The 12,934-nt window shown below is 46.9% G+C and carries 11 protein-coding genes; 2 read left to right on the plus strand and 9 right to left on the minus strand.

Annotated features, from left to right (window positions below; genetic code table 11):
• Nucleotides 1-208: 208 nt before the first annotated feature.
• Genes GON05_RS22225 through GON05_RS22240 form a run of 4 tightly spaced genes read right to left on the minus strand, consistent with a single transcriptional unit; the run spans nucleotide 209 to nucleotide 4,461 of the window.
• Complete coding sequence (locus GON05_RS22225; protein ID WP_157321858.1) at nucleotides 209-1,024, minus strand: carbohydrate ABC transporter permease; 816 nt, start codon at nucleotides 1,022-1,024, stop codon at nucleotides 209-211.
• Between the two features lie 20 nt (nucleotides 1,025-1,044).
• Nucleotides 1,045-1,920 carry a carbohydrate ABC transporter permease gene (locus GON05_RS22230; RefSeq protein WP_181646172.1) on the minus strand — a complete coding sequence of 292 codons (876 nt, stop codon included), beginning with the start codon at nucleotides 1,918-1,920 and terminating at the stop codon, nucleotides 1,045-1,047.
• A gap of 1 nt (nucleotide 1,921) precedes the next feature.
• Complete coding sequence (locus GON05_RS22235; protein ID WP_157321860.1) at nucleotides 1,922-3,223, minus strand: ABC transporter substrate-binding protein; 1,302 nt, start codon at nucleotides 3,221-3,223, stop codon at nucleotides 1,922-1,924.
• Nucleotides 3,224-3,267: 44 nt separating this feature from the next.
• Nucleotides 3,268-4,461, minus strand: coding sequence for an LLM class flavin-dependent oxidoreductase (locus GON05_RS22240; protein WP_157321862.1), 1,194 nt, complete (start codon nucleotides 4,459-4,461; stop codon nucleotides 3,268-3,270).
• Nucleotides 4,462-4,706: 245 nt separating this feature from the next.
• Here GON05_RS22240 and GON05_RS22245 point away from each other — a divergent pair, with 245 nt between their 5' ends.
• The gene (locus GON05_RS22245) at nucleotides 4,707-5,579 is read left to right on the plus strand and encodes an AraC family transcriptional regulator (protein ID WP_157321864.1); all 873 of its coding nucleotides are present in this window, start codon (nucleotides 4,707-4,709) and stop codon (nucleotides 5,577-5,579) included.
• Between the two features lie 112 nt (nucleotides 5,580-5,691).
• Nucleotides 5,692-5,886, plus strand: a complete 195-nt coding sequence (locus GON05_RS22250; RefSeq protein ID WP_157321866.1) for a hypothetical protein — start codon at nucleotides 5,692-5,694, stop codon at nucleotides 5,884-5,886.
• Nucleotides 5,887-6,253: 367 nt separating this feature from the next.
• On the opposite strand, the gene GON05_RS22255 is transcribed toward GON05_RS22250, so the two are convergent.
• The 5 genes from GON05_RS22255 to GON05_RS22275 form a co-directional block, all read right to left on the minus strand.
• Nucleotides 6,254-8,017, minus strand: coding sequence for a cache domain-containing sensor histidine kinase (locus GON05_RS22255; protein WP_185157235.1), 1,764 nt, complete (start codon nucleotides 8,015-8,017; stop codon nucleotides 6,254-6,256).
• A 166-nt stretch (nucleotides 8,018-8,183) separates the two neighbouring features.
• The gene (locus tag GON05_RS22260; protein ID WP_157321870.1) at nucleotides 8,184-9,065 is read right to left on the minus strand and encodes a carbohydrate ABC transporter permease; all 882 of its coding nucleotides are present in this window, start codon (nucleotides 9,063-9,065) and stop codon (nucleotides 8,184-8,186) included.
• The gene (locus GON05_RS22265) at nucleotides 9,062-9,973 is read right to left on the minus strand and encodes a carbohydrate ABC transporter permease (RefSeq protein WP_157321872.1); all 912 of its coding nucleotides are present in this window, start codon (nucleotides 9,971-9,973) and stop codon (nucleotides 9,062-9,064) included. Before GON05_RS22265 ends, GON05_RS22260 begins: the two co-directional genes overlap by 4 nt.
• A 66-nt stretch (nucleotides 9,974-10,039) precedes the next feature.
• Complete coding sequence (locus GON05_RS22270) at nucleotides 10,040-11,464, minus strand: ABC transporter substrate-binding protein (protein ID WP_157321874.1); 1,425 nt, start codon at nucleotides 11,462-11,464, stop codon at nucleotides 10,040-10,042.
• Nucleotides 11,465-11,576: 112 nt separating this feature from the next.
• Nucleotides 11,577-12,899 (minus strand): response regulator, encoded by a 1,323-nt coding sequence (locus GON05_RS22275; RefSeq protein ID WP_157321875.1) that lies wholly within the window; start codon nucleotides 12,897-12,899, stop codon nucleotides 11,577-11,579.
• Nucleotides 12,900-12,934: the final 35 nt, after the last annotated feature.

The following is a 12,934-nucleotide window of genomic DNA, read 5'->3' on the forward strand; positions in this document are numbered from 1 at the left end:
CTTCTCGTTGGACGAATTCCAATGGCCTCGGGAAAAACCGCGCTATTTGGCTTAAATATCGGACTACCATTGGATTTACTCCAACGAAAATGACTCAAGCACCTCAAATCTTCACTTCTCGTTGGATTTCATCCAATGACAGCCGGTATCTCTTTCAACTGCACAGCCTGCGTTTAGCGAAAACTGAAGACTAACGGCTGCCATCCACTTATCCCTTCAATGACCCCGCCATCACGCCAGCTACAAAATAGCGCTGCAGAAATAAAAACAGCACAACCATAGGCGCCGCGGTGATCACTACACCTGTTAATAACATCGGATAATCCGTCACGTATTCCCCTCGAAACTGCAGCATGGCAAGCGGAAGCGTCAGCTTCGACTTACTATTGATGAGCAGCATCGGAATGAGCAGGTCATTCCATACCATGACGAACAAAAAGGTTGCCGTAGCGGCCAGTGAAGGCGCCGACAAAGGCACGGCAATGCGCGAGTACAACGTCCACTCGCCTGCTCCATCAATGCTGCCGGCCTCCAGAATCTCTTTGCTCAATACCTGCATGAAACCTTTCAGCATAAAGACTGTCAAAGGCATCAGCATAGCGACAGAGACCAGAATTAAGCCATATAAACTGTCCGACCAGCCAAGTTTGTGCGTGAGCGAATAGATAGGCAGCATGTTCACCTGAGACGGGACGATGAGTCCTGCAAGGAACAAAGCAAACAATATCGTTGCGAGTCTGCCACCCAACCGAAAAATCGCATAGGCGATCAAGCTGCCCAGCAGCAGCTCAATCAATACCGTGCCTAACGTCACTTCTACACTGTTCCAAAAATACTTGATGATCGTCTGGCCTTTGAACATGGACGTGAAGTTAGACACTGTGAACGGCTTCGGCCAACCCAGCGGTGAAGCAAAAAAATGCTGCGTCGACTTAAACGACGAAATAAATACAAAATATAAAGGCGCTGCAATAATGACTGCATACAGCAGCAGCACAACGCGACCAAACCATTTCATTCCCATATTGGTCAACCTCTTTTGGATTAATACGAAACACGATCTGCACGCAGCGCTTTGAACTGCAGGATCGTCAAAATAGACAACAAAATAAGGAACAAAACAGAACCTGCTGAAGCCATGCCAAACGAGTAGTTAGCAAAAGCCGTGTGATAAATGTAAGTGGTCAAAATTTCGGTCGCATAGTTGGGGCCGCCGTCCGTCATGGTAAAGATTAGATCGAAAGCTTTAAACGACTGAATCGTCGTATAAGCAACAACAATCGTCGCTGACGGAGCCAACAACGGCCAGGTTACTTTGCGGAACACTTGCCACCTGGTGCCCCCATCTATTTTCGCCGCCTCATACAATTCTTCTGGAATCGCGTGCAGGCCGGCAATAAATACAATCATCATTTGTCCGGCATGCGCCCAGACTTGAACGCCGGCTATGGCGTAAAGTGCGATTTTGACGCCGCCAATCCAATTTTGCCCCCATGCCCCAAGCCCCGTTTGGTGGAGCAATGTGTTGATTAATCCGAGGGAAGGATCGTACATAAACGACCAAATCAACCCCACCGCCACCGACGAGAGGATGGTCGGGAAAAAGTAAAGCGCGCGCAGGAGCACGTGAATTCTACTATTTTTTACGAGCAGCATGGCTAGTGCCAAAGACACCAATGTTTGCGCGAGCACAACCGTCAGCATGAATTTCGTATTGTTCCAGAGCGCTTTCTGGAAGACGATGTTATGCAGCGTTTTGGCGTAATTGTTCAACCCGACAAGCTGATAGGACGGCGATACGCCGTCCCAATCTGTAAACGAGTAAAACAATCCGGTTAATGTCGGTGCTACGAATAAGAACAAGTACAGGAGCGTTCCCGGCAGAAGGAACAGCCATAACACACGGCGATTATAGGTCATCTTATTTGACTAGATGCTGATCAATAATAGCCTGCGCTTCTTTCGCAGCATCCTGAGGCGATTTACCGCTGAGCACAGCCTGAATAGAATTCGTTACCGCCTTCTGATTGTCAGCATTCGTGATGCTGAAGCGCGGCTGGAAGAGTGTTTTCTTTCCTGCCCACTCTGTCGCTACCTGAAGCTCAGGCGATGTGTACTGAACGTCTTTGACCGTTACATTTTGCCCCGTCTCATTCGCATACGTACCCGCAATCTCCTTACGGCTTAAAAACTCAATGAATTTCTTAGCTTCAGCCGGATGCTTGGATTTGCTATTCACGGCTAGCATAAACGTACTTGTGTGGACACCTTCATATTTCGCCTGATCAGCAGCGACTGTAATAGGCGCGAGCAGTTTTTGCTCCAAGTTCGGATTTTGCTTTTTGTTTTGCGCTAATTGATAGGATCCGCTGGCCAGAATGGCTGCTTTTTCTTGGATAAAAAGAGCCCCTGCTGCCGCGTCCTTTGTGCCCAGCGCATCAGGTTGGAGATAACCTTTATCGTTAAGCTCCTTGAATTGCGTTAAGGTTTTGACCCAGAACTCGTCAGTTAATTTCGCTTGACCCGCTTCGACTTTAGTGAAAATGTCGGCGCTTGGTTCATTGTTCATCACCATCGTATTCATAAATTGCCCCGGACCAATATCCGCGCCTGCAAAAGCGATTGGAATAATGCCGTTCTTTTTCAGCGTTTCGCATAAAGCCAGAAAGCCTTCCCAATCCTTCGGCGGAGTCAGATTAAACTTTTGAAACAGTTTGACATTATAAATCGGATCGTTGTAAACCAGCTGGTAAGGGACTGCCACTTGTTTACCGTCTTTTTTGCCTACTTGAATAAGGGTATCGTTAAAATTGCTCAGAAATTTTTCCGAAGACAAATCCGTGAAAATGCCTGCTTTAGATAACGCTTCGAACTGCGCGCCAGGGAACGTTGTGAACACGTCACCTACAGAACCGTCTGCCAACTTGGCTTGTGCGGTGGATTGGTACTGCTCCGAGGGCATTGTTTGCATCTCGACCTTAATGTTCGGATTCTCGGCTTGGAATTTGGCAATAATGCCATTCAAGGAGTTCACGTCTTCTCCACGCCAATGCAGGAAGCTAATGGTTACAGGTTTGCCTGAAGCAGCAGCGGTCGCGCTAGCTCCGGTAGATGCGCCTGGTGTTGATGCGGTGTCTGTATTCGATCCGCAAGCTGCCGTAAGGATGGACAGCAATGTGATCGTTGCAACGAGGAACCCGCTCTTTCTTTTATGTTTGTTCATGGAAAGACCTCCTGATTAAATGTTTCGTAACGCTGTTACTTGCTTTATGCGTTAGATGGCACTCCGGCCTCTTGCAGCTTCAGTTGCCATTTCTCCCGGAATAACGGAAGTGCAGCTTGACCAAATGTTTCTGCCTCCTCCAGATGAGGGTACCCAGAAAGGATGAATGATGAGACGCCTAATTCGGCGTATTCAACCAATCGATCCGCGACCTGATCGGCTGTGCCGACAAGGAGGATTGCGCCACCGGAGCGGACAAGGGATAAACCCGTCCACAAATTGGGTCCTACGACGAATTGCTGGTCCTTCGAAAGCTCCCTCAAATCGTTCTGACGCTGCTGATTGGTCGCATCTGTTTTGGCAAACGACGCTTGCGCTTTCGCAATCGCTTCTGGCGACACCTTGGAGATGCTCTCCCAAGCTGCTGCCCAAGCCTCTTCTTCCGTTTCACGAACGAGCACTTGCGCTCTCAGTCCGTAACGAAGAGGACGGTCCACTCCTGTTTCTGCCGTATACTCGGCCCGAACCGTTTCGATCTCACTGATCTGTTCACGAATCCAATCATGAGGTTCGCCCCACATCAGATACGTGTCGGCCACTTCAACCGCCAATCGCTTGGCAGCAGGCGAGCTTCCTCCTAGGTAAAAAGGCGGATGCGGTTTTTGAACCGTTAACGGAGAAGAAACGGGACGATTGAATTGATAATACTTCCCTTGGTAAAGCTGGCTTTCTTTCACCTTGTCATTCTTCGATGCATCCGCAAACTCGGATGCCGCGAGGACATCGGTTTGCGTCCAAGCTTGCTGCATAACCTCTACATACTCTCTAGCACGCTCGTATCTTTCATCATGGGCATGTGCTAATGGATCCCCTAATTCTTCCAAATCCTGCACGGACGAGCCGGTTACAACATTGATCATGGCCCGCCCTCCGGAAAGTACATCCAATGCCGCTCCCATCCGCGCTGCCAGTACAGGGGCGACCAGTCCGGGACGTACGGCAACTAACGGCCGCAAAGTCGTCGTGTGGCTCATTACCGCAGAGCCCACAACCCAAGCGTCCAAGCAAGCTCCCCCGGTTGGAATCAGGACAAATTCAAATCCGGATCGTTCTGCTGTTTGGGCGACATCGATTAAATAATCCAATGTAGCTTCCCGCTCCGGGGCTACCCCAACATACTTACCATCACCGGATGTCGGCAAAAACCAACCAAACTCAATCTCTTTATGAAGTGTCATCTCAGGCTCTCCTGTCGACTTGATGTTATTATTTTTGTTATTTCCAGTTGTCTGGTCAAAATCCTACAAAAAAGGTAGGAATACAATGTATTTGTATCATAACAACGAACCACGGCCGTGGTCAATGTCATTTCGCGTTATTTTCAACTTGTCAATTTGTGGTTTTTGGTCTTATGATGGAGTTGTCATTCTGCTTGCTTCATGAAAGTTCATTGGGCTGGGCATGTGAAAAAGAGGTGTAGTCAATGAGGAAAAACATGCGTGAGGATCATCATGAGTATTTGGAGATTTACTATTTTACCCCTTCCGAATTTGAAAAAGCAGGCAATGTGTGGCCCATCCGCATCGGCCATAATATTGCGAAATCCAATTATCACATCGGTCCCAGGACGACGCCCTATTATTATTTGATTTTCGTGCTGGACGGCCAAGGGACATTTCATCAAAACAATCGGACTTTCCCACTAGGCAAAGGAGATATGTTTTGTTTATTTCCACAGGTGACGCATGAGTATGTGACCGTCGCGACCAATCCGCTGCGTAAAATTTTCGTGGCTTTCGACGGGAAGCAGTCGCTTCATTTGTTGGAACGAATCGGGCTGAGTCCTCACTCGCCTCATCTCTCGGGCGCTGCAACCGAGCAAGCTCTCAGCCTGATGTGGGACTTCATAAGCGCAGTCAGCGAAGGAGAACGCCAAGCAACGGATCTGACGAGACTGAATCATCTGTATCGTGTTTTTGATTCATTGTCAGGTATGCACCGACCCGCGGCCAATCACGAAAATCGCTCCGTTACCTGGCTGCAAATGGGCCTCTCCTATATGCAAATCCATTACGCCGAAGGAATTACGGTACAGCGAGTATCGGATCATGTTGGCGTAGAAAGAACACATTTTACCAAACAATTCGGCAAAACGTACGGGGTTACCCCGATGGAGTACCTCCAAACCTTGAAAATGAATGAAGCCAAGCTGCTTTTGGAGCAAACAACGTATACACTTTCCGAAATTGCAAATTCCGTTGGCTATCCTGATTTATTTAGCTTTTCAAAAGCGTTTAAGAAGCAAATCGGGATGCCCCCAACCCTCTATAGGCAGCAAAATAGAAGCAATTCATGATATTTACACGAAATAAGCCAAGAATTGACAATATCTATCAATTTACACCTCTACCAAAAATCTGCGATTGATGATAGTTTAAGATATACATCAAAGCGAGGGAGAGATCAGAATGAGAACCATTTATGAGAATTACCGAGGCTTTAAGATTAGTAAAGAAGAAAGCACCTATAATGCTATCTCTTCAGACCATGTTATTTTTAGCCGCTGGCAGCTGAGTCAGGTCCTGGACACGGTCGATCAATATGTGGATATTACTGATCCCACTACATCAACGAATAGCGAGTTTGGTTTACCGCAAAACTAAACTTAAACATAGCCTCACACAAAAAGAACCTAGTGGTATTTTTATACCATTAGGTTCTTTTTGTGTGATAAATTTCAGAACAGATCTAGCGTTAATTTCCGCTTAGTTTTCACTCAAAGGGAACTGACGTCCGCTATTCTCGGGGAATTCAACCTATCTCCTCCCGAGCGGAACTACAGGGCTTTAGTTCGCTTCCTTGACACATTTTCCGTGTAAAAATAGCCAAATAGCGGACACTAGTTCCCGTCATAGTAGAAAGGCCTACTTTTTCCAGGAAATAGAGGCCTGTAGTTCCCTGACGCGGGAGGGTTGGACGACTGCATTTGTACCGAGCCAGGACTACTCCTCACGCAGTAGTTCCCAAGCCTCAGGCCGGAGGCTGCTTCCATTCATTCTCGTCAAGGACAGCCGGAATCTCAATCAAGGCACGTACGCCTTGATCCTCTCTGTGGCTGTAGCGCAAGCCGTAACTGCTCCCAAAATGCAGCTGAATCCGCTTCTGAACATTAATAATGCCGAACCCGCGATTATTTTCTTTGCCTTTTAAAATCGCATTCAGCATCTCGATATCCACCTGCCGGTAACCGTTATCTTCCACGCTGATCATGACGAGACCACTCCGGACGCGCACCGTAATCCACAACTCCCCGTCTTGACTCATATGCTTAATGCCGTGCAGGATAGCATTCTCAATAATTGGCTGCAGGATGACCTTCGGTACGAGGTACTTTTTGGCCTCCTCCTCAATGTCCCAATGCACCTGAAAAGCATACTCATAGCGGAACAATTGCAAGCGGACGTAAGCCTCCGCATGATTCATTTCCTCCATGACCGGAATCAGCAGCTTTCCTTTACTTAAGCCAATTCGCATAATAAGCGATAAGTCTTTAATCATTTCAGCGGATTCCGTCGCTCCTTCCATGAAAGTATGCCAATAAACAGACTCCAGCGTGTTGTACAGGAGATGCGGATTAATTTGCGTATGAAGAATCGATAATTCGATTTCCTTATGCTTTAACTCCAGCTCATATTGATCATAAATCGTCTGATTCAAACGGTCGGTCATCCGGATAAAATGGTTGCTGAGCAGCACGATCTCATTTTTACTCTCCGAATGCATGGAGATGGCCAGCGGCCTGCCTGGATGATAGGAATTGGTAATACGCGCCAGCCTCGAAATCGGCTTCAAGATCGATTGAATAAAGTAGATGCTGGCCAAAAATAAGATCAAAAAGTAAATAAACATGATCCAGTCCACTAGACGCTGCACACTAATATGATCAATAATAATCGATTGAACCGGCACCCTCATCAGCAGTTTCGTATTCGTTGCTTCACTTGTATGAAGTACATGCATGTACTCCACACCGGCTTCCTTCAGCTTACAAACACCCTCCACTTTATCCGCAGCCGCAGACACTGTAGAGCCGATCTGGAATTTCTCCGTGTTGGAGGCGAGCACCGTATTTTCTTGATCCAGCAGCATCACTTGCCCATCCGCATATTTATCAAAGGGCGAAAAATCCTGCTGCAACGGCGTCTCAATGCCCGACACAAGCAAGTAACCGATGACCGTTTCTCCGTTATAAATGCTGTTGAGCTGCCGCAAATAAGCAACGGTTTTCACGTTATTCGGATTATAGCCAAACTTATCTATGACGCGAAGAACCCCTTTCCCTTTGGCTTGACTTACCGATTTGTACCAAGAGAGCGCATTCAAATCCGTCGCATAAAAAATCCCGTTGTTTAAAATATCCGAATTCGGCACGAACGAATACTGCTTATCAGTGTCCGAAAAGAACATGGAGTAACGAATCGCGTTCGTTGAATAGTTACTCAAATATTTATCAAGCGTTTTGAAGATTTCAAATCGCTCATATTCCGATGAGGAAGGGATGCTAGCAAGCTGTTGAATCTCCTGAGAGATCATGATTTTTTCCGTCTTTTCCTCGAAATCGCTGCTTTCCCGATCCAACGTTAAGTGGCTGCCCCGCACTAATTGCAGCAAAGCGTTGCCCACCTGCTCTTCTGTAATGGACTCCAGCTTTTTGGCGACAACCAGATCCAAAACCAAAATCGGGATGACAACGAATAAGATGAGCAGGACGATCAGCTTTTTCATCAGATTCATATTACGCAGCATTTTTCGCAAACTGATTTCCCCTTCCTTTCCAGCCGTTTCATCAGGTCATACTCCCGATATCCCTTGCTTTCACCTAGTTTCGCGATCTCGGCGACATTCTCCTTTAAGCAAAAGAAAACGCCACCAGAAATAGTTTCTGATGGACGTTATTTGCTTATCCTTTTACACCGGAAACTGAAATGCCACGAATAATAAATTTTTGAAAAACGAGGAAAAACACCACAGGCGGCAGCATCGCCATCGTCAGCACTGCGAAACGGACGCTCCACGGGATCACCGATGTCGAGTAAACGACATACAGATAAATCCCGGTAGCCAGGGGATACATCCCTCTCTCCGACATCACGAGACTAGGCCAGTAGAAATCGTTCCACGTCGCCGAAAAGATTAACATCAACAGTGTACCGATAATCGGTGTTGAAAGCGGAACAGCAATTCGGATGAAGGAGCTGAATTCGGTTGCGCCATCTATCCTCGCCGCTTCCAGAATCTCTTTGTGAATGCCGTCAAAAAAGTTTTTGAGCAGCAGCATGAAATACGCATTCGCCGCAGCCGGCAGCCAGAACGCCCAGTAGGTATTCAGCATCCCGAGGCTTTTCAAATTGAGCAAATTAGGCACAACGTACGTGGCCGGCGGGATGAGGAGCGTAGAAAAGAAAAACAGCGTCACCCATCGTTTGAAAGGAACTTTCAAATGAGACAGCGCATATGCCGCTAATCCGATCAACAGCAGGGAAACGATCACATTGCCGACATAGATGAACACGGTATTTTTGAGAAATGTCAACAAGGGAAGATCGAATCCGGTAAAAGCATCCTTATAGTTGGTCCATACCCAGCTCTCTGGGAAGAAGGTCGGAGGGAAAGCGAAAAATTCCTCCCGCGTTTTTAATGAGCCAAAAAACGTATTGAAAAACGGGTACAACATCGTTACACCCATCAAAAGCATCAACAGCACCATGATCGTGTAGCCCGTGCGTACCGTGCCTTTTTTCATATCAAATCTGGAAATAATACCGCGTTCTTCTTGCTTCATGCCTTCTCACCTCTACGCTGCAGCAAATTGTATAACACAGACAACAGGATTAAGACAAAAAACATTAAGCTGCCCATCGCGCTTGCTTTGCCAAAATCAAGATCCCGGAATGCCGTATGATTGAGCCACAGCAGGTACGTTAACGTTGCATTATTCGGCCCGCCATCGGTCATGGATAGCTGCGCTTGGAAGCCCTGTGACGTTGTAATCACCTGCAGAAGCAGCAGGAGCAGCATCAAGGTTCGGATACTCGGCAATGTGATGTAGCGGATTCGCTGCCACACGCTCGCCCCGTCAATCTCCGCCGCTTCGTAGATATCTCGTGGAATTCCTACGATAGCGGCGATATAGATGAGTGTAGCCGCCCCGAAGCTTTGCCACGTTTCGAGCAGAACGATGGAACCCATAGCGAGCTTAGGGCTGAAGAATTGCAGCTGAGGAAACCCCAACGTTTGCAAAAAAGAGTTGATCGGACCTACTGCATCATAAAACCACTGCCACATGCCGTATAGAACGATAGCGGGAATCGCACTGGGCAAGTATCCGATAATGCGCGCTCCTCCCTGAAACCACTTTAATTCCGTGACTGCGATCGCAACAAGCGGTGGGACCCAGAAGCCGATCACGATACCCAGCCCCATATAATACAAGGTATTTTTGACAGATATCAGCAGAAGCTCATCCTGAAAAATACGTAGATAATTTTCAAGGCCAACAAAATGATTGCCGTCCACAAAATCAATATTGTAAAAGCTGTAGAAAATCCCTTTTATAATCGGCACCCACAAGAAAATAATAAACAGCACGATCTCCGGGATAATGAATAACGTTCCCCACAAATACCAATTGATCTTTTTCTTAACGGTGCTTGCCGCTGCGACTGGCTGTACACTTAATTCTGCATCCATCTCCAACACTCCTTATGAAATCGGACCTAAACCGCAAAGGCAGCTTAGATCCGATTGTTCCGGTCGCTATTCGACTTTCACTTTATCAAAGACTTCGGTTTGCACTTTATTCGACGCATCTGTCAGAGCCTTTTTCAAATCTACATCTTTGGTTGTGAACACTTTTTGGATCACATTGGCCATCTCTGTGTAATACTTTTGCGCTTCATATTGAGCTTCCGGCTTGCCGTCCCAAAGACTGAGCAGCTGCGGGTCGTATTTGAAGACGTTGTCATATTTCGCTAATAAGTCCGTGTATTTTTTACCGAAATCGGAGGAATCTTTCCAGTAGTTGATCGGTTGCGGAATGTAGACGCGGTTTTTCGTTTTGCGGTCCTCGATCTCTTTTTTCGTGGAGTTCAAGAAATCGTCCGTGAAGTACTCATCCGTAATCCATTTAAAAGCCACAGTCTGCTGATCTTTGTCGCTCTTCGGATTGATTACACGGTAGTTGCCACCGAGAACGCCCGTATGTTTGCCGCCTTTGGTAAGCGCTGGCATCGGATATACCACCATATCCTCTTTGGAGATACCGCCTTCATTAATCGCAGCATCTGCGGCATTTCCGCTTCCGCACATAACCATCGCGCCGCGTCCTTGAGAGAATGCGCTTAATGCATCCCCGTAACCGAGTGCCCAGTTTTGTGGAATCAAGTTTTCATCTTTCAGTTTTTTATAAAATTCAAGCGCTTTCAAACCTGCATCGGAATTGAAGATTCCTACGACTTTACCGCCGTCGAGCTTCTGCACATCTCCGCCCGCTGCATAGAGGAAATTCGTCCAGTTCCAGCCCGCTTCAGGACCTTTCCCCATTGGAATAAAACCAGCGATACCTTTGACCGGGTCGTTGATTTTTCTCGCAGCTGCAAGAAGGTCATCCCACGTCCAATCCATTGGCGGAAGTTCGACGCCTTTCTCTTTGAACAACTTTTTGTTCAAGGTAATCGTCATGACGTAGCCGTCGATCGGCACCCCATACGTTTTGCCATTCACCACAAACGGTTTGGAGAGAAGATCATTCATGTCTTTCGAATGCTCCCAGGCGTTCATGGAATCGGTAATGTCCGCTACCCATTTCTTATCAACAAGCACCTTGCCTTCCGTTGCATACGTTGTGTATTCGGTCGGAGCGCTGTTAGAAGCCATTTTGATCCCAATTTCAAGCGGATTGTACTGCCAGTCGTCTTTTTTAAATTCAACGTTCGGATTTTTCGCTTTAAAGCGGGCGATCCGCTGATCCAGTTGATCGTTTTTCTCTTTTTGGTCCGGCTTGAAGCCTTGGGCAGTGATGGTCACCTTTTTGGCTGCAGGCGTTGCCGTAGAAGCGTTGGTTGCTCCCGTTGCGGCAGGACTCGCGCTTGGCGCGCTCGTTGTAGTGGATGATGTGCCACATCCTGCCAAAAGAACCGTCAGGGCAATCGCTGTAATTGCGGATGTCTTCTTACCTCTCATATTTGGTTCCCCTTTCAAAATCATGTTAGTTACGTTTGCTGCTACAATTCCGATTATAAGGGGTACCCCGGCAGCCTTGCGATGTGCCTTGTTACGCTAATCATGTCGCATATTACGGTCCTGCCACTTTGATCTCCGAAATATTCATCCCGAAATGCTTTTTAAATATTTTGCTAAAATGCTCCGGCGATTCGTACCCGATTTCCTCCGAAATTTCATATCGGCGTTTATCTGTCATGAGAATCAGCTGTTTTCCTTTTTCCATACGCAGTTGGGTCACATAATCCCAAATCCCCTGGCCCATCACTCTTTTAAACAAATAACTCAAGTAATTGGGGCTCAAATGCACACTGTCTGCGATGTCCTGCAGCTTCAGCCCTTTATCGCAAAAATGATGTTCAATATACGTTTTCGTCTCAAAAACAATGCGATTATTCGCCTCGTCCACTTGCGTGTTCGTTAAGTTCTGCTCATTCGTCGTTTTCCCGATATCCTCTATGTAAAACATATAATGGTCTTTCTGGGTCTCACCCCACGTCAAGCTCTCCATCGCTTCTTTGTAGATGACGGGCCATTTGATGATGCCTTCCTGAATACGGCTGATGCCGATTTGGCATTTGACATTCACATATTTTTGCAAATTCGCATGAATCATTTGAGCGACCATCAGCATTTGATTAATACTGAGTGTTCCTTGTTTCTCTTCCTCAGGAATTTGCATCAACAAGGAAAACGTGGAATTGTGCGTATTAAAAACAAGATGGCTCCACTGGCTTGCGGTCTCTTCAATAATATTCAAAGCGGCGTACTTCAGAAGACTACGGTCTTTCAGCGTCGCAATCTCCTCATCTCTAATGCCGCCCCGGTTTAAAAATAGCTTGATCACCAGCATGCTGTAATGGGTGCCGGACGCACGACTCCCAAGTTTCTCCCTAATATCGGGCACTTCGGATTCATGGACGGTTCCCGTGACAATCTCGCTCAAATAATAGTTCATCTCCAGCGTCGTAATGTCCGCCAGCGTTCGATTGCCTTCCCAATTGGAAAAATGCTGCTGCCGTTCTTCCTTTTCCTTGAGCAGCTTCGCTGTTACTGCAATCAGGTGCGGCGGCGTAATCGGCTTCACCAAATATTCCTTGGCTCCGAAACGAATCGCCTTCTGCGCATATTCAAACTCGCCATGAGCGGATAAAATGACAATCGGAATCGATGGATCCTCCATGAATATATTTTCAATTAATTCAATGCCGTTCATCTTTTCCATCTGAATATCAGTAAACACGAGATCGATTTTCTCCAAATGAATGAAATCGAGCGCCTCAAACCCGTTATATGCAATAAAAACCTCGCCAATATCCAGCTTGGACTGCTTCAAAATGGTTGCAACACCTTTACAAATCATAGGCTCATCATCGACAACTAAAATATTTACCATAGTTCACCTCGGTATTCTTTTCATGCATCCTCTTC

Origin of the sequence: Paenibacillus anseongensis (genome assembly GCF_009757995.1) — a bacterium.
Classification (GTDB): domain Bacteria; phylum Bacillota; class Bacilli; order Paenibacillales; family NBRC-103111; genus Paenibacillus_E; species Paenibacillus_E chondroitinus.

Coding starts and splice junctions, on each gene's coding strand:
- GON05_RS22230 (WP_181646172.1), bottom strand. CDS start 1,920: ATGACCTATAATCGCCGTGTGTTATGGCTGTTCCTTCTGCCGGGAACG.
- GON05_RS22240 (WP_157321862.1), bottom strand. CDS start 4,461: ATGACACTTCATAAAGAGATTGAGTTTGGTTGGTTTTTGCCGACATCC.
- GON05_RS22265 (WP_157321872.1), bottom strand. CDS start 9,973: ATGGATGCAGAATTAAGTGTACAGCCAGTCGCAGCGGCAAGCACCGTT.
- GON05_RS22235 (WP_157321860.1), bottom strand. CDS start 3,223: ATGAACAAACATAAAAGAAAGAGCGGGTTCCTCGTTGCAACGATCACA.
- GON05_RS22270 (WP_157321874.1), bottom strand. CDS start 11,464: ATGAGAGGTAAGAAGACATCCGCAATTACAGCGATTGCCCTGACGGTT.
- GON05_RS22275 (WP_157321875.1), bottom strand. CDS start 12,899: ATGGTAAATATTTTAGTTGTCGATGATGAGCCTATGATTTGTAAAGGT.
- GON05_RS22255 (WP_185157235.1), bottom strand. CDS start 8,017: ATGAATCTGATGAAAAAGCTGATCGTCCTGCTCATCTTATTCGTTGTC.
- GON05_RS22225 (WP_157321858.1), bottom strand. CDS start 1,024: ATGGGAATGAAATGGTTTGGTCGCGTTGTGCTGCTGCTGTATGCAGTC.
- GON05_RS22260 (WP_157321870.1), bottom strand. CDS start 9,065: ATGAAGCAAGAAGAACGCGGTATTATTTCCAGATTTGATATGAAAAAA.
- GON05_RS22250 (WP_157321866.1), top strand. CDS start 5,692: ATGAGAACCATTTATGAGAATTACCGAGGCTTTAAGATTAGTAAAGAA.
- GON05_RS22245 (WP_157321864.1), top strand. CDS start 4,707: ATGAGGAAAAACATGCGTGAGGATCATCATGAGTATTTGGAGATTTAC.